Source organism: Stenotrophomonas sp. 107298_Sma (assembly GCF_056480345.1).
Map to the genome: position 1 here is coordinate 2,817,811 of NZ_CM151094.1, position 26,474 is coordinate 2,844,284.

The 26,474-nt window shown below is 66.5% G+C and carries 23 protein-coding genes; 14 read left to right on the forward strand and 9 right to left on the reverse strand.

Annotated features, from left to right (window positions below; translation table 11 throughout):
* Nucleotides 1-230: 230 nt before the first annotated feature.
* Nucleotides 231-680 (reverse strand): MgtC/SapB family protein, encoded by a 450-nt coding sequence (locus ACZK2G_RS13240; RefSeq protein WP_032129616.1) that lies wholly within the window; start codon nt 678-680, stop codon nt 231-233.
* Between the two features lie 129 nt (nt 681-809).
* Nucleotides 810-1,568 carry an SDR family NAD(P)-dependent oxidoreductase gene (locus ACZK2G_RS13245; protein ID WP_046986517.1) on the reverse strand — a complete coding sequence of 253 codons (759 nt, stop codon included), beginning with the start codon at nt 1,566-1,568 and terminating at the stop codon, nt 810-812.
* A gap of 446 nt (nt 1,569-2,014) precedes the next feature.
* Here ACZK2G_RS13245 and ACZK2G_RS13250 point away from each other — a divergent pair, with 446 nt between their 5' ends.
* The gene (locus ACZK2G_RS13250; RefSeq protein WP_046986516.1) at nt 2,015-2,968 is read left to right on the forward strand and encodes a helix-turn-helix transcriptional regulator; all 954 of its coding nucleotides are present in this window, start codon (nt 2,015-2,017) and stop codon (nt 2,966-2,968) included.
* A 122-nt stretch (nt 2,969-3,090) separates the two neighbouring features.
* Here the strand turns inward: ACZK2G_RS13250 and ACZK2G_RS13255 are convergent, their stop codons facing one another.
* From ACZK2G_RS13255 to ACZK2G_RS13265, 3 genes are all read right to left on the reverse strand, one after another.
* Complete coding sequence (locus ACZK2G_RS13255) at nt 3,091-5,001, reverse strand: CocE/NonD family hydrolase (protein ID WP_478473566.1); 1,911 nt, start codon at nt 4,999-5,001, stop codon at nt 3,091-3,093.
* A gap of 156 nt (nt 5,002-5,157) precedes the next feature.
* Nucleotides 5,158-5,544, reverse strand: a complete 387-nt coding sequence (locus ACZK2G_RS13260) for a DUF4440 domain-containing protein (protein WP_337302727.1) — start codon at nt 5,542-5,544, stop codon at nt 5,158-5,160.
* Nucleotides 5,544-6,902, reverse strand: coding sequence for an MFS transporter (locus tag ACZK2G_RS13265; RefSeq protein ID WP_046986514.1), 1,359 nt, complete (start codon nt 6,900-6,902; stop codon nt 5,544-5,546). The genes ACZK2G_RS13260 and ACZK2G_RS13265 overlap by 1 nt, the downstream gene beginning before the upstream one ends.
* A 105-nt stretch (nt 6,903-7,007) precedes the next feature.
* Between ACZK2G_RS13265 and ACZK2G_RS13270 the strand changes: the two genes are divergently transcribed.
* Nucleotides 7,008-7,925 (forward strand): LysR family transcriptional regulator, encoded by a 918-nt coding sequence (locus tag ACZK2G_RS13270; protein ID WP_478473567.1) that lies wholly within the window; start codon nt 7,008-7,010, stop codon nt 7,923-7,925.
* Nucleotides 7,926-8,108: 183 nt separating this feature from the next.
* Here the strand turns inward: ACZK2G_RS13270 and ACZK2G_RS13275 are convergent, their stop codons facing one another.
* Both ACZK2G_RS13275 and ACZK2G_RS13280 read right to left on the reverse strand, forming a co-directional pair.
* Entirely contained in the window at nt 8,109-8,555 is a 447-nt protein-coding gene (locus ACZK2G_RS13275; protein WP_478473568.1) for a hypothetical protein, read from the reverse strand.
* Nucleotides 8,556-8,965: 410 nt separating this feature from the next.
* A complete protein-coding gene (locus ACZK2G_RS13280; protein ID WP_478473569.1) occupies nt 8,966-11,761 on the reverse strand; it encodes a beta-glucosidase family protein in 2,796 nt (931 codons plus the stop codon).
* Between the two features lie 338 nt (nt 11,762-12,099).
* On the opposite strand from ACZK2G_RS13280, the gene ACZK2G_RS13285 reads away from it, so the two are divergent.
* Both ACZK2G_RS13285 and ACZK2G_RS13290 read left to right on the forward strand, forming a co-directional pair.
* Entirely contained in the window at nt 12,100-12,534 is a 435-nt protein-coding gene (locus ACZK2G_RS13285) for a VOC family protein (RefSeq protein WP_295380692.1), read from the forward strand.
* A gap of 290 nt (nt 12,535-12,824) precedes the next feature.
* A complete protein-coding gene (locus tag ACZK2G_RS13290) occupies nt 12,825-13,529 on the forward strand; it encodes an AraC family transcriptional regulator (protein WP_046984660.1) in 705 nt (234 codons plus the stop codon).
* 9 nt (nt 13,530-13,538) lie between these two features.
* Here ACZK2G_RS13290 and ACZK2G_RS13295 read toward each other — a convergent pair whose 3' ends face one another.
* On the reverse strand, nt 13,539-14,429 hold the full coding sequence (locus tag ACZK2G_RS13295; RefSeq protein ID WP_478473570.1) for a sterol desaturase family protein: 891 nt from the start codon (nt 14,427-14,429) through the stop codon (nt 13,539-13,541).
* A 131-nt stretch (nt 14,430-14,560) separates the two neighbouring features.
* Here ACZK2G_RS13295 and ACZK2G_RS13300 point away from each other — a divergent pair, with 131 nt between their 5' ends.
* From ACZK2G_RS13300 to ACZK2G_RS13330, 7 genes are all read left to right on the forward strand, one after another.
* A complete protein-coding gene (locus ACZK2G_RS13300) occupies nt 14,561-15,511 on the forward strand; it encodes a LysR family transcriptional regulator (protein WP_295381929.1) in 951 nt (316 codons plus the stop codon).
* Nucleotides 15,512-15,603: 92 nt separating this feature from the next.
* Complete coding sequence (locus tag ACZK2G_RS13305; protein ID WP_478473571.1) at nt 15,604-16,254, forward strand: DsbA family oxidoreductase; 651 nt, start codon at nt 15,604-15,606, stop codon at nt 16,252-16,254.
* A 35-nt stretch (nt 16,255-16,289) separates the two neighbouring features.
* Nucleotides 16,290-17,297 (forward strand): cyclase family protein, encoded by a 1,008-nt coding sequence (locus tag ACZK2G_RS13310; RefSeq protein WP_478473572.1) that lies wholly within the window; start codon nt 16,290-16,292, stop codon nt 17,295-17,297.
* 297 nt (nt 17,298-17,594) lie between these two features.
* Nucleotides 17,595-18,209: a translesion DNA synthesis-associated protein ImuA gene (gene imuA / locus ACZK2G_RS13315; protein ID WP_046984663.1), complete on the forward strand. Its 615-nt coding sequence runs from the start codon at nt 17,595-17,597 to the stop codon at nt 18,207-18,209.
* Between the two features lie 9 nt (nt 18,210-18,218).
* Nucleotides 18,219-19,628, forward strand: coding sequence for a Y-family DNA polymerase (locus ACZK2G_RS13320; RefSeq protein ID WP_478473573.1), 1,410 nt, complete (start codon nt 18,219-18,221; stop codon nt 19,626-19,628).
* A gap of 6 nt (nt 19,629-19,634) precedes the next feature.
* Nucleotides 19,635-22,745 carry an error-prone DNA polymerase gene (locus ACZK2G_RS13325; protein ID WP_046984665.1) on the forward strand — a complete coding sequence of 1,037 codons (3,111 nt, stop codon included), beginning with the start codon at nt 19,635-19,637 and terminating at the stop codon, nt 22,743-22,745.
* An 81-nt stretch (nt 22,746-22,826) separates the two neighbouring features.
* A complete protein-coding gene (locus tag ACZK2G_RS13330; RefSeq protein WP_046984666.1) occupies nt 22,827-23,333 on the forward strand; it encodes a hypothetical protein in 507 nt (168 codons plus the stop codon).
* A gap of 67 nt (nt 23,334-23,400) precedes the next feature.
* Here the strand turns inward: ACZK2G_RS13330 and ptsJ are convergent, their stop codons facing one another.
* The gene (gene ptsJ, locus ACZK2G_RS13335; protein ID WP_253079081.1) at nt 23,401-24,687 is read right to left on the reverse strand and encodes a MocR-like B6 salvage transcription factor PtsJ; all 1,287 of its coding nucleotides are present in this window, start codon (nt 24,685-24,687) and stop codon (nt 23,401-23,403) included.
* A gap of 76 nt (nt 24,688-24,763) precedes the next feature.
* Here ptsJ and ACZK2G_RS13340 point away from each other — a divergent pair, with 76 nt between their 5' ends.
* From ACZK2G_RS13340 to ACZK2G_RS13350, 3 genes are read left to right on the forward strand one after another with little or no spacing between them, the layout of a single operon-like run.
* Nucleotides 24,764-25,537, forward strand: a complete 774-nt coding sequence (locus ACZK2G_RS13340; protein ID WP_046984668.1) for a YggS family pyridoxal phosphate-dependent enzyme — start codon at nt 24,764-24,766, stop codon at nt 25,535-25,537.
* Nucleotides 25,534-26,235 (forward strand): glutamine amidotransferase, encoded by a 702-nt coding sequence (locus tag ACZK2G_RS13345; RefSeq protein ID WP_478473574.1) that lies wholly within the window; start codon nt 25,534-25,536, stop codon nt 26,233-26,235. Before ACZK2G_RS13340 ends, ACZK2G_RS13345 begins: the two co-directional genes overlap by 4 nt.
* A complete protein-coding gene (locus ACZK2G_RS13350) occupies nt 26,232-26,456 on the forward strand; it encodes a hypothetical protein (RefSeq protein ID WP_046984670.1) in 225 nt (74 codons plus the stop codon). The genes ACZK2G_RS13345 and ACZK2G_RS13350 overlap by 4 nt, the downstream gene beginning before the upstream one ends.
* The last annotated feature ends 18 nt before the right edge of the window (nt 26,457-26,474 follow it).

Consider the following 26,474-nt stretch of genomic DNA (forward strand, 5'->3'; position numbering starts at 1 on the left):
CGTGGCCGATACTTATTGGTCGTACCAATAAGTCATATCAGCGAACCACGTGGAGCGGATTTAACCGCCACTCCGGCGATGCGCCTATTAGACCATAGAGCTAGATGCCATATTGGTCTTACCATTAGCACAACATCAGGGTCAGAGCCCCTTCGGGGATCCGACCCTGCCAGGCACCCGGGATCGGATCCCCGAAGGGGCTCTGGTCCATCCCCAGACCACCTCGCCAGTCAGATCTTCTTCTCCAGCCGCCGCATCACCGCCAGCACCAGCACGCACAGCACGCTCACTCCAATGGCAATCACATACTTGCCGATACCCACCGCAATCCCGATGGCCGCGGCCATGATCAGCGAGCTGGCAGTGGTCAGGCCGCTGACCTGGTCCTCGCGTGAGCCGCGCAGGATGGTGCCGGCGGCGACGAAGCCCACACAGGCAACCACTGCTTCAATCAGGCGCACCGGGTCGACCTGCAGCAGGTCACGGTAGCGCTCCTGCTGGAAGTGCTCGGCCACCGAATCACCGAGGCCGACGATCAGTGCGGCCGCACCGGCAATCAACATGTGGGTGCGCAGGCCGGCGGCGTGCTTGCCCATTTCGCGCTCGACGCCGAGTACCCCGCCGAACAGCATCGCTGCGGCCACGCGCAGCAGGATCGAGACATCCTGGGTGAGTTCCATGGGCAAGCTCCGGGAGTTTTCCGGAGCGTTGCGCAGCAGCCGTGGCACAGCGGTGAAGGCCACACCACAGCCCGTTCACCCGGTATCGCCGGGCCATGCCCGGCGTCACTGTCGCCTGCGATCACCGCATCATTGCGCCAGATAGCCACCATCGATGGCGTAGTACGCGCCGGTCGCGAACGAGGCATCGTCGCTGGCCAGCCAGGCAACCAGCGCCGCCACTTCCTCGGCCGTGCCCAGCCGTTTCAACGCATGGCGCCCTTCCAGCGTCGCGCGCACCTTGGCATCCATCTTGTCCAGCAGCGGCGTGCTGATGAAACCCGGGCCGACCGCGTTGACACGGATGCCGTCGGCGGCATGTTCCCAGGCAGCGGTCTGGGTCAGCCCCACCACGCCGTGCTTGGCCGCCACGTACGCAGTGGAACCGGCATAGCCCACCTGGCCCAGGATCGAGGCCATGTTGATGATGCTGCCACCGGAACCTGCCGCACGCATCGCCTGGATCTGCGCACGCTGGCACAGGAATACGCTGGTCAGGTTGACGTCGATCACGCGCTGCCATCCCTCCACCGGATAGTCACCACTGCTGGCAGCCGGCCCACTGATGCCCGCATTGTTGACCGCGATGTGCACACCGCCCAGTTCCTTCACCGTACGCTGCACCGCCGCTTCGACGGCCGCATCATCGGTCACGTCCAGCGCGATGCCGATCGCCTGCACGCCGCTGCCCTGCAATTGCGCCACCGTGGCATCAACTGCCTCCTGCTTCAGGTCCCATACCGAAATACGCGCACCGGATGCGGCAAGGGTCTGCGCGACCGCCAGACCGATGCCGGATACACCGCCGGTCACGATCGCGGTCTTGCCGGTGAGCTGGTAATCAATCATCTGTGCTCTCCATCTGTGGGGGATCAGTGCGGCCTGTCGCCGTTAACCCCTCACGCTACGCCTCCGCCTGTGATGGCCCAGCAGACAGCGTGTCCACAGGCGATCGTTCCATCGATAAAACCTCAACCCAAGTTGATGTATGGAATTACGTACGGATATGCAGGCAAAACGCCGCCGTATGTTCTACGAAGCATTCAACTTGGCCGTATTGATCAATGGTTTTGACCATCTCGAAATCAAATGTGGGTGAATCGCGGCGACAATGGGAAACGCTTCCAGTTTCTTTGACACATTCATTCCAATCTGGCGTTTCCCCAGCCCTTCCAGATACCGCCTCCGACGCGTCGCAGCGTGTCCACGCAGGTATCGATCGGAAATGCATCTGCATTGCAGATGCGCATGGGTCAGGTGCTGCCAGTGTCCACCTCCAATGCAAGTGCCGAGCAATGTCCCGATACTTCACCTTTGCCGATTACCGCCGCTTCGGCCACCGCCACGGCTTCGACTACCGCGCCGATCCGGAACACCTGCGCGATGACCAGTGGGCCGGCCACGGCGAGGTCAACGAACAGTTCCTGCGCGGTGGCATGAGCCTGATCGCCTCCGACGTCCATAATCGTTTCCCGTATGTGGCAACCGCCCAGCAGAGTCCCGGCCTGGCCATCCGCGTGATGTTGCAGGGCCAGGTCGATGTACGTGTTCCGCGCCGCCCCGGATTTACCCTGCGCGCCGGCACCGCCATGACTGCCCACCACCGCGAGCAGGTCGAAATGACCGGTGCACATCCGGGTGAGACACGAATGCGCGGGGTCAGCGTCATGGTGCCGGCCAAGATCGATCCGGACCTGTTCCAGCTGCCGCAGCTGGAGACTGCGCTCAGCACTCACCTGGAGTGCCGTCATTGGGCGATTCCGCACACCCTGTTGCCGGTGCTGGGACAGTTGTTCGACAGCCCCTGGCAGGACGGCATCGACGCGTTGTGGCGCGAAGGCGTGGCCCTGCAGCTGCTGGCCGTTGGCCTGCAAGCCGAAGATCTGCAGACCGACCAGGTGCGCGCATTGCGCGCGGGCCAGCGCGAGCGACTGGAACGCGTACGCGCCTACCTGCATGACGATCCGAGCCACACCCACAGCCTTGTCGAACTGGCCCAGCTGGCCTGCATGAGCCCGAGCTCGCTGCGCCGCCACTTTGCCCAGCAATATGGCTGCTCGGTGTTCGACTACCTGCACGAGCAGCGCATGCGCCACGCCGAACAAGGCCTGCGCGAGGACGGTTGGACCGTCGAGCAGGCTGCGGCCGCCAGTGGTTACCGCCACCCCAGCAACTTCGCTGCCGCGTTCCGCAAGCGTTTCGGACTGGTACCCAGCCGCTGGCGCACCGGTCCGTCGAAGGTAGGCTGAAGGCCCGTGCCCTGGCAGGTGTCGACCTTGGTCGACACGCTTTCACACCACCGCGGATGCCGGCCAGCGGCCGGCCCTACCGCAGCCGCCAGGCATCGCGCACCCGGCGTACCTCATCAACCTCAATACACCGGCAGATCGATGTAGCTCGCCTGCGCCGCGCTGTGCCAGACCCGCTGCGTGGCCTTCTGGTAATCGCCCGGCTTGGCCAGGTAGATGTTCGGCACGTAGGTCTGCGGATTGCGGTCATACAGCGGGAACAGGCTGGACTGCACCTGCACCATCACCCGGTGGCCCTTCTGGAAAGTGTGGTTGGCGTTGGGCAGGTCGAAGCGATACGGCAGCACTTCGTTGGCGGCCAGCGGCTTCGGATCGCTGAAGCTCTCGCGGTAGCGGCCGCGGAAGATCGCCAGCGACACCGGCAGCTCGTATCCGCCCATCTCCGGCGTCGACGCTTCCTGGTCCGGATACACGTCGATCAGCTTCACCACCCAGTCGCTGTCGGTGCCACTGGTCGACGCCTGCAGATGCACCACCGGTGCGCCGCCGATGCGCAGCGGCGCGGTCAGCGGTTCGGTGATGAAGGTCAGCACGTCCGGGCGGCCATCGACGAAACGCTGATCCTTGACCAGCCAGGTGGTCCACATGTCACGGTCACCGAAACGCACCGGGCGCGGCACGAACGGCACCGGCTTGGCCGGGTCGGACACGTATTCCTCGAAGTCACCCTCGCCCGCCGCCGGCGCCTGGAACGCCAGCTTGCCGCCGGCACGCAGGTACAGCGGTTTGCTGCTGGCGGCACAGCCCTTGTCGCAGCTGCGCGGCCAACCCTTGAGGCGATCCCAATGGTTCTCGCCGGTGTTGTAGATCAGCACCGGCGGAGTGTCCGCCTTCGGCGCACCGTCCACCAGGTACTGGTCGAAGAACGGCTTGAGCACGTCACGGCGGAACTGCAGCGCGGTATCGCCATCGAACTTCAGCGCGCCCAGCTCGCTGCCGCTGTAGTTCACCTGGCTGTGCCGCCACGGGCCCATCACCAGGTAGTTGCGGTTGTTGCCGCTGTCGCGTCCTTCCATTGCCTGGTAGGCGTGGTTGGCACCCCACATGTCTTCCTGGTCCCACAGGCCCTGCAGCCACATGGTCGGCACCTTCAACGGAGTCTTCGCCATCACCGCGTCCAGCGCCTGGCCCTGCCAGAAGCCATCGTAGGCCGGGTGCTCGACCAGCTTCTTCCACCAGGTCAGCTGGTCCACGCCGGTGAAACGCGCGTAGTCCCCGGCCGAACCGATGCGCAGGAAGGTGCTGTAGTCGTCGTAGCCGAGACTGGGCAACGGCGTGCCCTTGCCGCGCTTCTCGGTCTGCATCGCGAAGTAGTTGAAGTTGACCTGGCGGAACGCGCCGTAGTTGAGCCAGTCATCGCCCATCCAGCCATCGACCATCGGGCTCTGCGGCGCAGCCACCTTCAGCGCCGGGTGCGGGTCGGTCAGCGCCATCACCACGGTGAAGCCCTCGTACGACGAGCCGAGCATGCCGACCTTGCCATTGCTCTCCGGCACGTTCTTCACCAGCCAGTCGATGGTGTCCCAGGCATCGGTGGAGTGGTCCACCTTGGTGTTGTTCAACGGCCCGCGCAGCGGCCGGGTCATCACGTAATCGCCTTCGGAGCCGTACTTGCCACGGATGTCCTGGAACACGCGGATATAGCCGCCGTCGACGAACACCTCGTCGCCCTGCGGCAGCAGGTCGCGCACGCGCGGCGAATCACTGCGGCTGGCGCGACCGGCAGCGTCGTAGGGCGTGCGGGTGAGCAGGATTGGCGCATTGCGCGCACCCTTGGGCACCACGATCACCGTATACAGCTTGGTGCCATCACGCATCGGCACCATCACCACGCGCTTGTCGTAGTCACGACCGACATCGGGGGCAACGAAGGGCTTGCCGCTGATGTCCGGGGTCATCGGCGGGGTTTCGGTGGCCAGCACGGTGCTGGACAGGCAAAGGGCAATGGCTACAGCGACGGCACGCACACGCATGGACAACCCCTCCCGGCAGGAAAGCATCAAGCCTACTCCTGCCTGGAGCCGTGAAGTGTGGGCGGGCTTTGCATTCTGCGGTGGATGCAGGCAGGACTGATGGCACATGTGCCCCTCACTGCCGCTGCGCTCGCCGGGCCATGTCCGGCGGATCCATCAACCCGCTTGAACCTCATGCAGCGCCAGCCAGCGCCAGCGCCCTGCTTCCTGGCGCAGCACCGCCAGCGATTCCCGCCATACGGGTTTGCTGCCATCGATCGAATGCCCTTCGCGATAGCGCAGCACCGCCAGCGGCGAAGGCGCATCCACCGCCTGTACGGCGTCGATGGAAATCTGCAGCCCTGGACGCGCGCCATGGCCGCCCGCGAACAGCGCCTGCACGGCATTCCGGTCCAGCCTGCGACCCGCGATGCCGACCATGCTGAAGTCCGCGCAGAAATGCGCCATCAGATCCTCCAGCGCGTCGCTGCCGACGTCGGCACGGAACCAGGTCTGCAGCTTGTCGTGCAGGAGGTGGACTTCTTGTTCTGCGGTGGTAGCCATCAGGTGTTCTCCGGTTGTGAAAGAGTGAGCAACTGCGGTCGGCGCAGCAGCGCCATCGGCAACAGTGTCAGTACCGCGGCCAGACCCAGCGCCACGCCGGTGGCGTGGGACGGCAGCCATTGCATGGCCAGTGCCAGCAGCAGCGCAATGGCGGCAGTACCGAGGCAGAAGCTGAGCTGGCGATTGAGATTCCAGAGGGCACTTGCGTCACCCAGCGCCTCACCCTCCACACCATGGAAGGCCAGCGTCTGCGCCGTACTGCTGCACAGGCTGCCGCCGGCGCCCATCAGCGCGAACAGCAGCCCGGCCAAGGCGACGTGCGGCTGCGGCAGCAGCGCCATCAACAGCAGGCCGCTGGCCTGCAGGACCATACCTGCACGCAACACCCTGGCTGCGCCGAAACGGGCCAGCAGGCGCTTGCTGGCTGTGATCGCAATGGCCGAGGCCAGCGCCCACGGCAGCATCAACCCACCGATGCGTGCCGCGCTGTAACCCGCCTGGTGCAGCTGCAGGGTACTGACCAGCTGGCTGCCGATGAACACACCGGGCACTGCCAGATAGACCAGCATCGCCAGCCGCAGCCCACGATGGGACAGCAGCGACCAGCGCAGCAGTGGCTGCGCCTGCCGCCGTGCATGCCGCAGGTGGGCCGCCGCCAGCAGCAGCGCGACCAGCAGCAATACGGCACCTGCGCCGCGGTGTCCGGACTCGCCCAGCCATGTAAGCGCCAGCAGCAGCGCGCCTAGCGCCAGCATCGCGGTGGACAGCGCATAGGCCTGCAGGCGCGGCGCACTGCGCGCGCCATCGGCCGGCATCCACGCCAGCACCAGCCCGATCGCCACCACCGCCAAGGGCAGGCTGGCCCAGAGCACGCCGCGCCAGGACAACCACTGCACCAGCAGCCCACCGAGCGCGGGCGCCAGTGCCGGTACCAGCAGCGCAACCAGCAGGATGCGGCGGGTCAGCGCACCACGCTGGTCGGGCGTGCACTGTCGGTACGCTGCCGCTTGTGCCACCGGAATCAGCAGGCCACCGGCCAGGCCCTGCAGCAGGCGCCAACCCAGCAGCCAGCCGATGCTGGGCGCTGCACCGGCCAGGCCCGCTGCGGTGGCGAACAGCAGCAACGCCACCAGCAGCAGGCGACGCTCACCACAGCGCGCGGCCAGCCAGGGCGCCAGCGGAATCACCACGCTCAGGCCCAACATGTAGGCGGTGCCCACCCAGGCCAGGGTGCTGATATCGGCGTGCAGCTCCGCTGCCAATGCCGGATAGGCCACCGTGGCGATGAACATGTTGACCAGATCCAGGGCGAACACCAGCAGGAAGATCGCCTCATGGCGCAGGCGGGGGGACGGCATCGGCGGCGCTCCAGCAGAGAAGCCGCCAGCATGCCGCCCGGGCCTTGTTGGAAAAACACGACGACAGCTGCAACACTGTCAAACCTGTTTTGACAATCGATCATCATGGTCAGCCTCGATCGCTTCGATATCTTCCGTGCCGTGGTCGAGGCCGGCAGCCTGACTGCCGCGGCTGATCGGCTCGGCCTGAGCCGCGCGGTGGTCAGCTTCAACCTGAAGCGGCTGGAGCAGGAGCTGGGCGTGACCCTGCTGCTGCGCAGTACCCGCCACCTTGCGCTGACCGATGCCGGCGAGCAGTTCCTGCAGCACTGCGTGCAAGCGCTGGACGCCGCACAAGCGGCGATCGATGCCGCGCGCCGCGACCAGCACCAGCTGCAGGGCGTGCTGCGCCTGACCACCACGCCGGAGTACGCGCAGCTGCGTCTGATCCCGGCACTGGAAGCGTTCCGCACCCAGCATCCGGCCCTGCAGCTGCACCTGTCGACCTCACCGGCACCGGCCGACCTGATTCCCGAACGCTTCGATCTGGCCATCCGCCTCGGCCGCCTGCCCGATTCGGGCCTGCACGCCAGCGAGCTGGAACGGCACCCGCTGTGCGCGGTGGCGGCTCCGTCCCTGCTGGCACGCCTGCCCTATGCCGATGCTGCCGACGACCCCGTGCAGCTGGGCACCCTGCCCCGCCTTGGCTACCCGCGCCTGGCCGACGTGCCGGTGGTTGCACCGGATGGCAGCGACGCCCTGTTTGCCACCAACCCGGCCAATGCCGTGGTGCGCGTGGATGGCGCCAGCAGCCTGCGCGCGTTTGCCGTGGCCGGTGCCGGGGTCACCGTGCTGCCACGCTGGCTGATCGAAGACGATCTGGCCCACGACAGGCTTCGCACGGTCCTGCGTCTACACCGCTTCCCGCATCAGAGCGTCTACGCCGTCTACCCGCACAGCACGCAGCCCTCGCCGAAGGTGCGGCAGCTGATCGATTTCCTGCGCATTGGGCTTAACGCCTCCGCATCCGGGGAAACCCCTTAATTGAAAATAAATAATTAACAAAATTATTTAGCATTAAAGATATAGCGGCCTTGCCACTACCCAACCCACCCCGAATGCGGCCCTTCGGTATTGTCACCACATTGCCGACACTGATTCCTACTCCCCGCACCACCAAATACACGAAACAGCCAGATCTCCACACATCAAAGTCAAAAATTTCAACTAATCTCCAGCAGCGTCATGGAGTAGCGCCGCACAATTTGCCGCATCTCGAAATGCATAGAAAGAAGCAAGGAATATGATCAAAACAAAGCCAAGAGCAGTAACCTCAACCACCTTGCCAAACGGCGCACCCAAAGATCCCACATAAATTGGCAGCAGCATCATTATTACCGACATAACTGCGAGCTGAATCGCCTGCAGCCTACACCGCATTTCCTGCCGCTCCACCTTTAACCGCACCTTGTCACTAGACTTAATCTCCAAAACTCGCTGCTGCCAAGCGACCTTGCGCTTGATGGATCTATCTCGCCACCAGGCCGAGGCCCTACTAAACGAACCATCCAAGGATTTTTTTAGATAAGAAGATGCAATATTTACGAGCACCCCAAAAACAACAACACTAACCCACCACGCCGGCTTTGAAAGCTCAACAATTACATCATCCACGACACCCCCCTCTAAACTGAAAAGTAGCAATTTATTAAAAACTATTAACAAAATTTTAGATCATAATCGCTAAACCCTGCGCACTCCAGTTGACACCAAATCAAAAGCGTCAACCTCCACTCTCCACGCCCGCCCGCCGCGCATCAGTTTCCCACGTCTAGAAGCACCCTAAACATTCCAGCCCAGCCTCAAGCAACACAAGTCTGGATCCACACAACTCCATAATCTCCCCCGAGAACAGGCTATTCAACAAGAACGTGGCCTCTTGCTCGGCGTACCGCAAAATTGGCATGCGGTGACACTTTTTACAATCCACGCATCCTGACTTGTCAGGTAGATGAGATTGGCAGCCCCCAAACAGAAACGGCCCCATGTGGGGCCGTGTCTTCATGCTTCAACAACCCGGCGTATCAGCGCAGCACCTGCTCCACCAGCTGTACGTCCACCGTCTGCAGCGGTTCGGCGGCGTTGCGCGACAGCTGCACCTGGTAGGTACCGCCGTCGATCTTCCACTGGCGGGCCTGTGCATCGTAGTGGGCCAGGGTCTTCGGCTCGGCTTCGATGCGGATGCGGCGCTGTTCGCCCGGCTGCAGCTGCACCTTGTCATAGCCAATCAGGCGGATCGGCGTGGTGCTGCCGGCCGGCAGCTTCAGGTACAGCTGGGCCACGTCGGCACCGGCGCGCTTGCCGGTATTGCGGATGTCCACGCTGGCGACCAAGCGCGAACCTTCCACGCTCACCTTCAGGTTTTCATAGGCGAAGGAGGTGTAGGAAAGGCCATGACCAAAGGCGAAGGTCGGGGTCAGGCCCTTGGCCGCCATCCACTTGTAGCCGACGTTGGCGCCTTCGATATCGAAATCGAACACATCACCGAACGGCTTGGCCGGCTTGAAGCCGAGGCCGTCGATGTGCGGGCGAGGCAGCTGCGATTCATCCGTCACCCAGGTCACCGGCAGGCGGCCGGACGGATTGACCTGGCCGGTCAACAGCGCGGCAATGCCTTCGCCACCGCGGATGCCCGGGTACCAGGCCTGCAGCATCGCCGGCACCTGCGCCAGCCACGGCGTGCGCACCGGGCCGTTGGTTTCCAGCACCAGCACGGTCTTCGGGTTGGCCTTGGCCACGGCCGAGATCAGGGCATCCTGATTGTCCGGCAACTGCATGTCCGGCAGGTCCACCGATTCGGCCGCCCACTGGGTGGCGAACACGATGGCCACGTCGGCCTGTGCTGCTGCCTTGGCCGCAGCGGCGGCATTGGTGCCATCCACATACTCGATGGTTGCATCCGGACGCGCCGCACGCAGCGATTCCAGCGGCGAGGACGGGTGGAAGATCACCGGCCCCGGCCAGGTGGTCGGCAGCACGCCCGGCACCGCGTTGGTGCCCTTGGCGGTCACACCCACCATCGACGAACCACCGCCACCGATCACGCCCTTGTCGGCGTGGCCGCCGATGATGACGATGCGCTTCACGCTGTCGGCCAGCGGCAGCAGGCTGCCTTCATTGCGCAACAGCACGCTTCCCTCTTCCACCGTGCGCTGGGCGACGGCGAAACCGGCCTCGGCATCCACCTTCTGGTGCTGCGGCGGGTTGTCGAAATTGCCGTGCAGGAACATCGTGCGCAGGATGCGCGCCACCATGTCGTTCAGGCGCGCCTGCGGCACCACGCCACCGTGCACGGCCAGGCGCAGCGGCTCATCGAAGAACACCGCTGCATCGAACACTTCACCGGCCGACTGCTGGTCCAGGCCGGCCAGCGCTGCCTTCGAGCCGCTGTGCACGCCGCCCCAGTCGGACATCACGAAACCGGGGAACTTCCATTCCTGCTTCAGCACCTGGTTCATCAGGTAACCGTTCTCGCAGCCGTAGGTGCCATTGATCTTGTTGTACGAGCACATCGCCACGCCCGGGCGACCAGCCTCCAGCGCGATCTCGAAGGCCAGCAGGTCCGACTCGTGCATGGCCTGTTCGCCGATGCGCACGTCGTGGAAGTTGCGGCGGGTCTCCATGTCGTTCAGCGCGAAATGCTTCATCGACGAGATCACGTGCTGGCTCTGCACGCCCTGGATCAGCGCGCCGACCATCGAACCGGCCAGCAGCGGATCTTCACCGGCATATTCGAAGTTGCGGCCGTTGCGCGGGTCGCGCTGCAGGTTGACGCTGCCGGACAGCAGGATGTTGAAGCGCTGCTGCCACGCTTCGCGGCCCATGGTTGCGCCACCGGCAAAGGCAACCGCACGGTTCCAGGTGGAGGCGGTGGACGGGCCCGACGGCATTGCCGTGGCGAAATCACCCGGGCGGATGCCACCCGGATTGGTCACGCCGACGCCAGCATCGGCCGACTGCTGCGACGGAATGCCCAGGCGCGCTACTTCCGGCACGAAGCCGGCCGAACCCACCGCACCTTCCGGCAGCTTGCCGCCATCCTTGCCCAGCCCGAAGTAGCTGTGCAGCATCTGGAACTTCTCGTCTTCGGTCATCGCCTTCAGCAGCAGCGCAGCGCGCGCGTCGGCGGTGAGCGCAGTGTCCATCCATGGCCGTTCACCCCCCTTGTCGGCGGCATAGGCCAGGGTCAGCAACGTGGCACGCAGGGCGCTGCCTTCCACCTTGAACGGCGCGCTGCTGGCGGCCTGGAAACCATCGCTGAAGTAGCTGGCATCGGCCTCCAACGCGACACGCGCCGGATCGAAGCCTGCGGCCTTGGCCGATTCACCGGCCACCGCGCCGAGCAGCACCGCCGGCGCGCCCAGCCGCGAACGCGTGACCAGTGCCGGAAGCTGTGCGGCGCCTGCACCAGCATCGGTGTAGACGGCTACGGTGTGGCGACCATCGTCCAGGCGCAGGTAGTTCAGGCCCGGCTGGTCGGGACCGGATTCGGCCGCGATCGGCAGCCGGGTCAGTACCGCCTGCCCGTGCTGGGTCTGGCCGTCATCCTTGCCGGTGGAAATGAAGCGGTACTCATAGCCCAGCCCATCGGCCAGCAGCTGCAGCGGATCGACCTGGCCGATGCCACGCTGCACCTGGCGCACGCTCACCGCGTCCACCTGCAGGGTCTTCAGCTGGGCGGCCAGGGCCGGCATCGCCTCGGCGGTCGGGGCCTGTTCCAGGGTCAACACAGTGAACGCGGCTGGGTCGGCCCAGGCCGGGGCGGCCAGTGCGGCAGACAGGGCCAGGGACAGTGCAAGCGGCTTTGTAAACGTTTTCATCGACAGGCGTAATTCCGTTGCCAAGGCAATCGGTCCAGGGAAAGTGCCGCCGAAGGGTGCAGCGTTCATGCCGCGCAGGGGTTGCCAGGCAACGTCCCGCAGGCCGAAGGACGGGCCGGTCTGCGCCTGGGACCCTCCTCCCGGCGTGACAACCTGCCTGTCCGGGCCGCGCAGGGCGACCCAATCATGTGAAGATTGTGCGAGGGCGTTCACACCTGTCAACAGGACCTAAGTCACAGGGCGACCGCGACGGTCGGTTATCAGGCCATCACCGGCAGTCATCAGCGCGCCGCGCGAGGCTGCCGATAATGGGTTGTCACCGGCCTTGAACCCCGCCCATGAACATACACCGCGACTTCGATCACCTCTGGCGCGACCGCTGTGATACCTCCAGCCAGCGCAGTCCCCGCGTGCTGATCCGGGTATTCGTTGCCCCGGGCGAGCTGGAGCGCAGCGTGGCCTTCTACGAGCAGCTGCAGGACGTGGTGGCCGATGCGGGCTTTCCGTTTCCCGATGCCGGCCTGCGCCTGGCGATGGTCGGTGCATTCCTGCTGATCGAAGGGTGCGATGAGGCGCTGGCGCCGTTCACTTCGACCACGGGGACGCTGCTGGTCGACGACGTTCGGCCCTATCACGACAAGCTGGTGGCGGCCGGCGCCGAGATCATCTTCCCGTTGCAGGTGGTGCCCACCGGGGCGGCATTCAACGCGGTGCATCCTGATGGCACCGTGGTCGAGTACGTGCATCACCGGCCCGACCCGCACGGGCGGTGAGGGTACGCACGGCCGGGCTGCGCCCGGCACCCGCAGAGGCAACGGCCGAAGCAACAGCAGAAGCGAAAGCTGGGCTCCTGTGGGGTGGCGGGGTGGGTCCGGTTGCGGGGGACGGCGCAAGTACGTCCATGTAGCCTCGGTCGCGCCATCCATGGCGCTCACGCCCCCGCAACCGGACCCACCCCGCCTTCGACAATTCCCTGCACAGCCTGCTGTAGAGCCGAGCCCATGCTCGGCTGCTCTTCGTTCAACTGTCGGAATATTCGATTTCGATGGAGATTCATCCACGTATGACGTGGATCTACAATCCCTCCATGTCCTCTCCCGCCCTGCCCTGGAATGGCACGCTGCTGCTGGATGCTCACGTGGCTGTGCTGCAAGGCCACGCTGGTGGCAGCGATACGCACGCGCACTACGCCCATCAACTGTTGCTGAGCGAAGCCGCTCCCTGGCAGGTCGAGATCGACGGCGTACGGCAGCAGGGCCAACGGCTGTGGCTGCCGTCATTCCAGCCGCACGCCATCCTGTCGGCGCCGGAAGCGGGCTGCACGGTGTTCCTGGAACCGGCGCATGCCGATCCCAACCAGATCCGGCAGCACCTGCTCGCGCTGCCGGGCAACGCGCTGGAGCTGCACGACTGGCTGCCAAGGCTGAGTCGCCCGCAGCCGTTGGACCGCCGCGTGCAGGCCGCGCTGTCCCGTATCGCCGAGCACCTGCCCGGCCCGGTGCCGGCTGCTGATATCGCCGAAGCGGCGCACCTGTCGACCAGCCAGCTGCACCGGCGTTTCCAGTCCGAGCTGGCGGTGACCCTTCGCGGCTGGGTACTGTGGCAACGGCTGCGCAACGCGCTCATGCATCATCTGCGCGGACACAACCTGACCGACAGCGCGCATGCGGCCGGTTTTGCCGACCTCGCCCATCTGTCACGCAGCCTGCGCCGCATGTTCGGCATCGGTGCCGCGCAGCTTCAGGGCCTGCAGCTGCACGCGACCTGACACGCTCGATCACCCACGCCTGCGCAGGCCTTCCGGCAGCTCCGGCACCTCGCCATGCGGCAGTTCACGGAACGGTGCCATCAGCTGCCCGGGATAATCGTGCGGATAGTCCGGCTGGCTGCCGATGCCCAGGTCAGGCCGGCCCAGGCGATAGCCCGGTGCATCGAAGGCGGTCCCCAGCACGTGGTCCCACACGGTCAGGAACAAACCGAAATTGACATCGCCGGCGGTGCCGTAGCGCATGTGGTGGAAGCGATGCAGTGGTGCCCATGCCATCACCCGACCCAGCACGCCGGGACGCATGTCCACGTTGGAATGCTGCAGCAGCAGCTGGATGGCAATGGCGAACGCCAGCACCGCGGCTACCGGCATCGGCAGGCCCAGCACCAGCAGCGGCAGCACACCACCCACCGCTTCGGCCGCCTGGTGCAGCGGGTGTTTCATCAGACCGTTGAAACCATACATGCGGGTCACGCTGTGATGAACCGCATGCAGCCGCCACAGCCAGCCAATGCGATGGCTGGCGTAGTGCACCAGAGTGATGCCAAGGTCGGCGCAGACGATGGCCATCAGCACCTGCAGCGCGAACGGCCACTGCAGTGGCCACAGCTGCCACGGAATGAGCGCTGCCAGCAGCGGAACCGCAGCGATCGACAGCAGGTTCAGGCTTTCGTTGACCAGCGCATGCAGGGTGTCACGCAGGCTGTCGCCCTGGTCGTGGTTGAACGTGGGGTCATACGGCCAGGTACGTTCGGCAGCGAACGAAACCGCGATGGCAACCGCGAGCAGGGCCAGCAGCCACAACGGGTCACCGTGGCAGTGGCCGACCCAGACGATGGCGGCGGCAACGAAACCCAGCAGGAACAGCGGGGCATACAGGCGGAGCATCCAGTGCTTCATGGGCAATCCGGAAAGTAAGGGGCCTGCATGCTGGCGCGGCATGCGGGTGGCCGGCTTGAACAAACGGCGCAACCCGGCGCGCCCCTGGTGGATGACCACCGTGGACGGCACCACGTTTCCCGCATCCACGCATGGCGTGGATCTACAATGGCGGCCTCATCGCGCCCGAGACCGGCATGGATTCCTTCAACCTGATGCGTGCCTTCCGCCGCATCGTCGAACGCGGCGGGCTGGCCCGTGCCGCCGAAGATCTGGGCATGTCGCCCGCCGGGCTGAGCAAGCAGCTGCGCACGCTGGAAACGCATCTGGGCGTGGTGCTGCTGCAGCGGACCACGCGGCGCATGAGCCTGACCGAAACCGGCCACGCCTATTACCGCGAATGCTGCCGCCTGCTCGACGAGCTGGAGGCGCTGGAACGCGGCATCGCCGAACAGCGCGGCGACGTGGCCGGACGCCTGCGCGTCAATGCACCGCAATCATTCGCGCTGAGCACGCTGTCGCCGCTGCTGCCACGCTTCCTGCAGCAGCATCCGCAGCTGTCGCTGGACCTTGTGATGGAAGACCGCCTGCTCGATGCGGTCGGCGAAGGTTTCGATGTGTCGCTGCGGCTGCGTGCCGAGCTGGACGACTCGCGACTGGTAGCGCGCCGCCTGGCCTCGCTGCAGCAGGTGCTGTGCGCGGCTCCGTCCTACCTGCGGCAGCATCCGGCACCGCAGGCGGTGGACGATCTGCAGGCGCACAGCGTGCTGGCCTACAGCCTGTCTGACTCGCCTGGCAGCTGGCCGCTGCTCGGCCCTGATGGGCAGGTAACGATCACCCTGCCGGCGCGCGCTACCGTCAACAACAGCCTGCTGCTGCGCGATCTGCTGGTAGCCGGCATGGGCATCGGCGCCCTGCCCTCGTTCCTGGCCGCACCGGCACTGGCCCGTGGCGAACTACAGCAGGTGCTGCCCGACCACCGCTATCCACCGCGCTTCGTGCATGCGGTCTATCCCACCTCACGCCACCTGCAGCCCAAGGTGCGTGCCTTCATCGATTTCCTGCACGCCGAACTGCCAGGCTGCGCCGGCCTGGATTCGTAACCGCCAGCGAAAACTGAGCTGCCCGCGGCGTACTGTTTCAGACGCGCCGCGCTGCCTAATCTGCCGCCTCCCCTCTCACCGATGGCAGGCAGATGTCTTCCGTTCCTTCCCCCGCTACCACCGCGCCGGTGGTCGATTTCTTCCACGACGTGGTCTGCGGCTGGTGCTTCGTGCTCGCCCCGCGCCTGCAGCAGGTCTCCGCCGAACTCAGCATCCAGGTGCGACATCGCAGCTTCGTGCTGCAGGACTCGCGCGCGCAGATGGTCGAGGTGTTCGGCTCGATGGAGCGCGCCAAAGCGATCATCCTGCGCCACTGGACCGACTGCGCCGCGCATGAAGACACCGCGCGCATCGATATCGAAGGCATGCGCGCACAGGACTTCGAGTATCCGTCCGGCTGGCCCGGTGCACTGGCCTGCCAGGCTGCCGGCATGCTCGGCGGCAACGACGCCCATGGCGCGATGTTCGATGCCGTGCAGTGGGCGCACCTGCACCAGCACCGCAACGTCGGCGACGCCGAAGTACTGCTGGATATCGCCGAGTCGCTGGGGCATCCACGTGGCGCCTTCGCTGACCACATGCGGAGCGACGCAGTGCGCCAGCGCGTGCAGGCCGACCGTGCCGAAGCCGCGGCCCTCGGCATCCGCTCCATTCCCACCGTAATCAGCGGCAACGGCCTGCGCCTGCAGACCCTGCCGCTGCCGCAACTGCGCCAAGCCCTGGCGCACCTGGTCGCGGCCTGAGCCGCACCGTCCCCCACCCTGCAAGGAGATTCCCCATGACCTCACGTACCCTGGCCACCGCGCTGGCCCTGCTGCTGGCCGGCACCGCCGCTTCCACCGCCGTTTCCGCACACGAACGCGTTCCCTCCGGCCAGCAGGTCGGTACCAGCCCCTGGGGGCCGAAGGACGAGATCGGCCGCCTCAACCTGATCACCGACGCCTCGCGCGCAGCGATCCTGTCGCGGGTCAGTGGCGGCAAGGCCTATGACCTGGCCACCGAGTACTACGTCGGCATGCCCAGCTGGCAGGACGCCGGTGACCCGCACTACCAGTTCTGGATGACCCATACCCCGCGCGGCACGGTGATGGATGATCCGATGGGCGTGGGTGAAACCATGAACCTCACCCGCAGCTACACCGGCACCGCGTTCTCGATGTACAGCCACACCGGCACCCACATCGATGCACTGAACCACTTCGGCATCCACGGAAAGATCTGGAACGGCTTCGAGGCCGACAAGCACCTCGGCGACCGTGGCTGGAACGTCACCGGCATCGAGAAATTCCCACCGCTGATCGCGCGTGGCGTGCTGATCGACGTGGCCGGCGCCAAGGGCGTGGACATGCTGCCGGACAGCTACCGCGTCACCCGCCAGGACCTGAAGGATGCGCTGGCACGCCAGCAGGTGAAGCTGCAGCAGGGTGACATCGTGCTGATCCGCACCGGCCGCATGCGCCTGTTCGAGCAGCCCAAGGCCTACATGGCCAACCCGCCGGGCATGGGCCTGGATGCCGCGCGCTTCCTGGTCGAGGACAGCGGCGCGATGATTGTCGGCGCCGACAACCTCAGCTTCGAGACCTTCCCCTCGGAGGTGTCCGACGACTACGTGCCGCTGCACACCTACCTGCTGGCCCAGCAGGGCGCGCCGATCATCGAGCTGGTGGCGCTGGACGAACTGGCCCGCGACAAGGTCTATGAGTTCGCCTTCATCGGCGGCCCGCTGAAGATCCGCGGCGGCGATGCCGCGCCGCTGCGCCCGGTGGCGTTGCCGGTCCGCCCGTAACCGGGGCCTGTGGGTGCCGACCTTGGTCGGCATTCCGTCCCATACCCGGAGGGTGCCGACCTTGGTCGGCATTCCGTCCCATACCCGGAGGGTGCCGACCTTGGTCGGCACTCCTTTACCCCTTCAGCAACCTGAAACCCGGCCCGCCAATTTCATTAGTAATTCTACTCACAAGGCGAGTAGCATGTCCGGTCTCAGCCCCTGATACCGGCCCGTCGATACTCGCGCCATGCCTGCCGTTTCCGCCCGTTCCTGCCGCTTCAAGCCAACCCGGCGCCTCTCTTGGAGGATCGGCTGATGGGTGCCGTCGTCGCCCTCGACCGGCTGCTGGACGGGCGCCAGCTGTGGCGCGGCCCGGCCCGCCAGGGCCCGGCCAGCGACCACCTGGCCAGCGGCCACCCGGCACTGGACGCACGCCTCCCCGGCGGCGGCTGGCCGGCCAGCGGGCTGTGCGAGGTGCTGCAGGCAGCGCCCGGCGTCGGCGAGCTGGCGCTGGTCTGGCCGGCACTGGCCAGGCTGAGCCAGCGCGAACGCCCGATCGTACTGGTCGCCCCGCCCTATCGCCCGCATGCCCCGGCCTGGGCCGCCGCCGGACTGGACCTGGCCCAGCTGCAGATCATCCACGCCGCACCGAAACAGGCGCTGTGGGCCGCCGAACAGTGCCTGCGCTCTGCGGCCTGCGCGGCGGTGCTGTGCTGGCCGCACCAGGCCGACGATCGCGCCCTGCGCCGGCTGCAGGTGGCTGCCGACAGCGGCCAGTGCCTGGGCTTCGTGTTCCGCGAGGCGCAGGCAGCGCGCAACCCCTCCCCGGCCAGCCTGCGCCTGCAGCTCGACCACGGCCAGGTACGGGTGCTGAAGTGCCGTGGCGGCCTGCCACCCGCGCAGCCGTTGCCACTGGCCATCACCCACTGAGGCCGCGCCATGCATTGGGCCTGCCTGTTGTTGCCGCAGCTGGCGCTGGACAGCGTGCTGCGCCTGCAGCCGGACCCGCAGCGGCCACTGGTTCTGCTGCAGGGGCCGGCACAGCGTCGCGTGCTGCGTGCGGTCAGCCCGGCCGCCCGTGCGGTGGGACTGCGCCCGGGCATGCTGCTGTCGGCCGCGCAGGTACTGGTGCAGGACATGCACCTGCACGACTACGAACCCACCGCCGAACAGCACACCCGGCAGCTGCTGGCCAGCTGGGCCTATGCCTACAGCTCGCAGGTCAGCCTCGATTTTCCGCATGCGCTGGTCATGGAGATCGGTGCCAGCCGCGCCCTGTTCGGCGACTGGCTGACAATCGAAAAGCGCCTGCGCAACGAACTGCATGAACTCGGTTTCCGCCATCGCCTGGTGGCTGCACCCACCGCGCATGCTGCACGCGTGCTGGCCAACGTCCACGACGGCCTCGGCATCGATGCGCAGCAGCTGCCGGCGGCGCTGGCACAGCTGCCATTGCCGCGCTGCGGCCTGCCCAGCGAAGCGGTGACCGTGCTCGGCCGTTCCGGCCTGCGCACGTTGGGTGCGGTGCTCGAACTGCCGCGTGACAGTCTGGCCCGGCGCTTCGCCCCCGAGGTGCTGCAGCAGCTGGACGCATTGCGTGGCCTGCCTACTGCGCCACTGCGTTACTACCAGCCACCGGATCGTTTCGATGCGCGCATCGAATTCGAATACGAGATCGAATCCAGCCAGGCCCTGCTGTTCCCGCTGCGCCGGCTGCTGTTGGATCTGGCTGCGTTCCTGTGTTCGCGCGATGGCGGCGTGCAGCGCTTCGACCTGCATTTCGAGCACGACCTGCTGCCGGCCAGCGTACTGACCATCGGCCTGCTGGCGCCCGAGCGTGATCCCACGCTGCTGTTCGAGATCGCACGCAACCGCATGGAAGCCTTCGCCCTGCCGGCCGGCAGCCGCGCACTGCGCCTGCAGGCCGAGCAGTTGCCACCGTTCGTGCCCGCCGCGCGTGACCTGTTCGACACCCGGCCGGCACAGGCAATGCCCTGGAACCAGCTGCGCGAGCGCCTGCGCGCGCGGCTGGGCGATGAAGCCGTGCAGCCGCTGGCGGTACAGGCCGACCATCGCCCCGAACGCGCCAGTGGCACCCAGCCTGCGGTCAAGCCTCCGTCGTACTGGCCGCTGCGTCCGGGCTGGCTGCTGGACACGCCGCAACCGCTGCGTGATCCCCGCCTGCGCATCGTCACCGGGCCGGAGCGGATCGAATCGGGCTGGTGGGACCAGGCCGACGCGCGCCGCGACTACTACGTGGTGGAAACCGCGCATGGCCAGCGCGGCTGGGCTTTCCGTGAGCGCAATGATCCGCATGCGCCGTGGATGCTGCACGGCTGGTTCGGCTGAGCCGTCATGCACAACGAACTGCCCGGCTACGCCGAACTGCACTGCCTGTCGGCCTTCAGTTTCCAGCGTGGCGCCTCGATCGCCGAAGAACTGTTCGCGCGCGCCGCTGGCCAGGGCTACCGCGCATTGGCGATCACCGACGAATGCTCGCTGGCCGGCATCGTGCGCGCCTGGCAGGCCGCCAAGACGCATGGTGTGGCGCTGATCGTCGGCGCCGAATTCCAGGTCGAGGACGGGCCGAAGCTGGCCCTGCTGTGCTCCGACCAGGCCGCCTACGCCGGCTTGTGCCAGTTGATCACCACCTGCCGGCGGCGCGCGGCCAAGGGCGAATACCGCTGCCTGCGCGAGGACCTGCTCGGCCTGCCCGACGGCCTGCTGTGCCTGTGGCTGGACCGGCAACCGGCGGCCACCGATCTGGAACTGCTGCGCGCCGGCTTCGATGATCGGCTGTGGTTGGCGGTGGAACTGCACCACGAACACGACGACGCGCGCCGCCTGCAGCTGCTGCAGGCCTTCGGCGAACGCCACTGCCTGCCGCTGGTCGCCAGTGGTGATGTGCACATGCACGTGCGCCGCCGCCGCGCCCTGCAGGACACCCTGACCGCGATCCGCCACCGCTGCAGCGTGGCCGAAGCCGGCTGGCGCCTGTTCCCCAACGGCGAGCGCCACCTGCGTCCGCGTACCGCACTGGCCCAACTGTATCCGCCCGAACTGCTGGCCGAGACCCTGCGCATCGCCGAGCGTTGCCACTTCACGCTGGAGCAGTTGCAGTACACCTATCCACGCGAACTGGTGCCGGAGGGCCACGATCCGGACAGCTGGCTGCGCGTGCTGGTCGAGCGTGGCATCCCGTGGCGCTGGAAAGGCGGCATCGAACCAGCGCAACGCACGCAGATCGAGCACGAACTGGCGTTGATCAGGCAGAAGAACTACGCCTCCTACTTCCTCACCGTGCAGGACATCGTGCGCTTCGCGCGCAGCCAGGACATCCTCTGCCAGGGCCGCGGCTCGGCGGCCAACTCGGCAGTGTGCTTCGTGCTGGGCGTGACCGAGATCGACCCGGCGCGCAGCAACCTGCTGTTCGAGCGCTTCATCTCCGCCGAGCGCGACGAGCCACCGGATATCGACATCGACTTCGAGCACGAGCGCCGCGAGGAAGTACTGCAGTACGTGTTCAACCGCTACGGACGCGAGCGCGCTGCGTTGACCGCGGTAGCGATCAGCTACCGCGGTCGCAGCGCGATCCGCGACGTGGCCCGTGCGCTCGGCCTGCCGATGGACCAGGTCAACGAACTGGGCGCGGCGATGGACCACTGGGGTGGCCACGTACCGCTGCCGGAAACCCTGCGCGAGCGCGGCTTCGATCCGGAAACCCCGCTGATGCGGCGGCTGCTGGCGCTGACGGCCGAGCTGATCGACTTCCCGCGCCACCTGTCGCAGCACCCGGGCGGCTTCGTGATCTCCGAGCATCCCCTGTCGACCCTGGTACCGGTGGAAAACGCGGCGATGGCCGACCGCACCGTCATCCAATGGGACAAGGACGATCTGGATGCCACCGGCCTGATGAAGGTCGACTGCCTGGCGCTGGGCATGCTCACCGCCATCCGCAAGTGCCTGGCGATGCTGAAACAGCATGGCCTGCACGAAGGGCGCATGGATGCGATCCCTGCCAAGGATACGAAGACCTACGACATGATCTGCGCCGCCGACACCATCGGCGTGTTCCAGATCGAATCGCGTGCGCAGATGGCGATGCTGCCACGTCTGCAACCGCGCAGCTTCTACGATCTGGTGATTGAAGTGGCGATCGTGCGCCCCGGCCCGATCCAGGGCGACATGGTGCACCCCTATCTGGAACGGCGGAGGATCCTGCGCGAGCAAGGCCCGGATGCACTGAACGACCCTGACAATCCGCTCTATCCAGCGCAACTGGAGCGCGTGTTCGCACGCACGTTGGGCATACCACTGTTCCAGGAGCAGGTGATGCAGCTGGCAGTGGAAGCAGCAGGTTACACACCTGGCCAAGCCGATGCCCTGCGCCGCTCGATGGCAGCATGGAAGCGTCGTGGCGGCCTGGAACCGCATCGCGAGAAGTTGCTGGCCGGCATGTTGAAGAATGGCTTCAGCCGTGAGTACGGCGAACACCTCTTCGAGCAGATCAAGGGCTTCGGTGATTACGGTTTCCCGGAAAGCCATGCTGCCAGCTTCGCCCTGCTGACCTATAACAGCTGCTGGCTGAAGTGCCATCACCCCGCCGCGTTCACTGCCAGCCTGATCAACAGCCAGCCACTGGGCTTCTACAGCCCCGACCAGCTGCTGCAGGACGCGCGCCGACACGGCATTCGCGTGCTGCCAGTGGACGTGCGCCACAGCGACTGGGACTGCACCCTGGACTTCAGCAAGGGGCCGGCGGCAATCCGCCTCGGACTGCGCCTGGTCGATGGCTGCAACGAGCCCGCCGTGCAGGCCATCATGCGCGAACGTGCGCGGCGCCCGTTCGACGATGTGGGCGACCTGTGTCAGCGCGCCGCACTGGACCGCCGCCAGCAGGGCCTGCTGGCCGATGCCGGTGCACTGCGCGGGATCAGCGGCCATCGCCATCGTGCACGCTGGGATATCTCCGGCGTGGAAAACCGGCTGCCACTGTTCGACCAGGCCCGCGCCACCGCCGAAGCCCGCGTGCCACTGCCCCTGCCCAGCGCCTGGGAGGACATGCAGGCAGATTATCGCAGCACCGGTACCACCCTTGGCCGCCATCCGATCTGGTTCCTCCGTACGCAGCTGCGCAGTCGCGGTTGCCTGGACGCAGCACAGCTGGCGGGCCACGGCCATGGTCGGCGCGTGCGCGTCGCCGGCCTGGTGCGCATGCGCCAGCGCCCGCAGACCGCCAGCGGCGTCACCTTCCTCACGCTCGAAGATGAGACCGGCATGGTCAACGCCGTGGTCTGGCGGCACCTGGCCGATCGCCAGCACCGGGTGCTGGTCGATACCCAGCTGATGCAGATCGATGGCCGCCTGGAACGCGTCGATGGCGTGCAGCATGTCATCGTGCAACGCATGCACTGCCTGGATGAACTGCTGCAGGGACTGCGCAGCCACAGCCGCGATTTCCACTGACGATACACAACGTCACACAACGAACTGGCCATTGCCGGCCCGCATCCGCTATCGTCGGCACATCCAAGGAAGGACGACCCGATGCCCCGTGCACTGCTGCTGACCACACTGGTGGTCTCGACCCTCGCCCTGCTTGTTTCCGGCTGGACCGCCTGGAACCTGCATCGCAGCCAATCGCCACAGCGCATCATCGAGGCACGCGGGCTGATCATCCACGATGCAAGCGGCCAACCGCGGGTAATCCTCGGCGCACCGGTTCCCGATCCGCTCAGCCAGGGCCGTACCCAGGGGCCGCGCGCCACCGCCCTGTCCGGCCTGATCCTGCTCGGCCCCGACGGCTCCGAACGCGGCGGCTACGGCACCAGCGACCGCGGCGGCGAAGCGCTGCTGACCCTGGACGATGCCACCGGCACCACCGAAGTGTTCAAGGTGGTGGCCAATCCGGACCGTGGCGCCAGCCTGATGGTCAAGCACCAGAACAACACTGGCGCCATGCTCACCTCCTGGCAGGGCAAGCCGGAACTGATGTTCGTCGATGACAGCGGCCAGTCCTACTACGTGCGCCCGGGTGCCAACGCCGCGCCCTGATCTGCTTTTATAGCGTCGAGCCATGCTCGACTGCTTTACGCGCACGGCAGTCGAGCATGGCTCGACGCTACAAACCACACACCGCCGCCAGATCATCGGCCAGCTGCCGCAACTGCGCCGACCCCAGCGCCGCGCAGGTAATGCGCAGACCATGGCCCGGTGCCGCCACCGCGAATACTTCGCCCGCACGCACATGCCATCCGCGCGAAGCCAGCGCCAGCACCTGCGGATGGCTGTCCGCCAGCAACGGCAGCCACAGGTTCAATCCTTCCATCGGCTGCGGTGTCGGCACGCCACGTGCACGCAGCAGTTCCTGCAGCGACTGCAACCGCTGCTGGTAGCGCTCACCTGCCGACGCGATCTTCGCCTGCTGCGTCGCCGATGCCAGCACCGAAGTCGCCGCATCCTGCAGCAGGTGGCTGACCCAGCCGGTACCGGACGCCAACCGCAACCGTAACCGCGACGCGGTCTCTTCATCGCAGGCCAACCACGCCAGCCGCAGATCGGGACCGAGTGGCTTGGACAACGAGCGCAGCACAGCCCAGCGACGACCATCCAGCGGCAGCACCGAGTGATAGGCCTGCTGCGAGAGCAGCGCGTAGTGATCATCGATCAGCACCGCCACCTGCGGATAGGCCGCCAGCAGCTGGCGCAACGCCCGCGCCCGCTTCGCATCCAGGCTGGCCCCGGTCGGGTTGTGTGCCCGCGGGGTCAGCAGCACCGCGCGTGCACCGGCCCCCAGCGCCTGCCGCAGCGATTCGATCTGCATGCCGTGCGCGTCCATCGCCACCGGCAACGGCGCGTGACCCACCGCGTTGAGCACGTTGAGGCTGCCGAGGAAACACGGATCCTCCACCGCGATGCGATCGCCCGGCAGCAGCCACGCCGCCAGCAGGCGCTCGATGCCATCGACCGCGCCATGGGTCAGCTCCAGCGCATAGCCTTCGGGGCAGTCCGCATCCAGCGAGGCCCGTGCCAGCGCCTGTAACCTCGGGTCGACCGTGCCCACGCCGTACAAGCGCGGCGCCGCCGGGGCCAGGCGCAGGTTCGGCAACAGGCGAGGATCCGGGTTGCCGCCGGCCAGGTCCTGCAGCGCCAGCCCCGGCGTACTGCCCTCGCGCGCCAGCGTCGGCGGCAATCCGCGCACCACCGTGCCACGGCGGCCCGCCGTGCTGGCCAGGCCCGCCGCATCCAGGCGCTTGTAGGCAGCGGCCACGGTGTTGCGGTTCACGCCCAGCTGCTCGGCCAATTCACGCACCGGCGGCAGCACGCTGCCGGCCGGCAGGCGGCCCTTGCCGATGCCGTCGCGGATGCTGTCGAAGATCGACTCGGCGCTATGCCCGGTGATTTTCATTTTGTCCTATGCCAAAATATCTCTTGTCCTGTGCCAGTGTATCCCACCCTGGCCACCCTGCATTGGAGGTGCCCGCATGCCCCTTGCCGCTGCCGACTGGCCCGTCGCCCAGTCCGTTGAACAGATCGCCGACAACCTGGTCACGGTGCGCCAACGCATCGCCAATGCCTGCGCGCGTGTCGGCCGGGATCCGGCCAGCGTGCGCCTGCTTCCGGTCAGCAAGACCGTCGATGACGCCCGCATCCGCATGGCGGTGGCCGCCGGCTGCCAGGAACTGGGCGAGAACAAGGTGCAGGAAGCACAGCGCAAGGCCGAAACAATGGCCGACCTTGGCGTGCACTGGTCGGTGATCGGCCATCTGCAGACCAACAAGGCGCGCTACGTGGCGCGCTTTGCCAGCGAGTTCCAGGCGCTGGACAGCCTGCGCGTGGCCGAGGCCCTGCAGCAGCGCCTGCAGCTGGAAGACCGCACGCTGGATGTGTTCGTGCAGGTCAACACCTCGGCCGAGCCGAGCAAGTACGGACTGGAACCCGACGCGGTCGAGGCCTTCGTGCAGCAGTTGCCGGCCTTCGATCGCCTGCGCGTGCGCGGCCTGATGACCCTGGCCATCTTCACCCCCGACGTCGAGCGCGTGCGCGCCTGCTTTGTGCGCCTGCGCGAACTGCGCGACCAACTGCAACACACCGCCCCGCCCGGTCTCGACCTGTCGCAGCTGTCGATGGGCATGTCCGGCGATTTCGAAGTCGCCATCGAGGAAGGCGCCACCGTGGTTCGTGTCGGCCAAGCCATCTTCGGCGCCCGCGCCACCCCGGACAGCTTCTACTGGCCGAACAGCGGAGCCCCGGCATGAAGCACGCAGTCGTTCTGCAACACGTCGCCTTCGAAGACCTCGGCACCCTGCAGCCGCTGCTGCTGACGCAGGGTTGGCAGTTGCAGGTGCTGCAGGCCGGTATCGATGCGCTCGATCCGGTCGACTCTGCCGACCTGCTGGTAGTGCTTGGTGGGCCGATCAGTGTCAACGATGTGGATACCTATCCGTTCCTGGCCGAGAGTATCACTGTGCTGCAGCGTCGCCTGCAGCAGCAGCGGCCGACCCTGGGCATCTGCCTCGGCGCGCAGTTGATGGCCCACGCGCTTGGTGCCAGCGTCGCTCCCAGTGGTGGCAAAGAGATCGGTTTTGCACCGCTGCTGCTGACCGATGAAGGCCAGCGTTCCCCGCTGCAGGCCCTGCAGGGCATTCCGGTACTGCATTGGCATGGCGAGGCGTTCGAACTTCCGGCCGGTGCACGCCGCCTGGCCAGCACGCCGGCCTGCCGTCACCAGGCCTTCGCCATCGGCAGCCACGCACTGGCCCTGCAATGCCATCCGGAACTGGACGCGCGCCAGTTCGAGCGCTGGCTGATCGGCCACACCCTGGAGCTGGCCCAGGCCGGCATCGATCCGAACGATCTGCGCGCGCAGGCACGCCGCTACGGTGCACCACTGGCCGCTGCCGCCACCGCGATGTTCGACCATTGGCTACAGGACCTGCCGGAGATGCCGCGATGAACTACCGATTGCAGATCCACCGCGATGGCGCCCACTGGGGCCACTTCGACTGCAGCGGCCCTGATGCCCTGCAACGCATGGACGCCATCGCCGCACAGCTGCCTGCGGATCAGGGCTTCCAGTTGAAGCGGCAGAAAGGTGTCGGCGAAGAACGCATCCTGTCCAGCAATGCTGACGGCCTGCGCGTGCTGGCTTCACAGATCCAGTACCGCGATCTCTGACCCGACGATGGTAGTGCC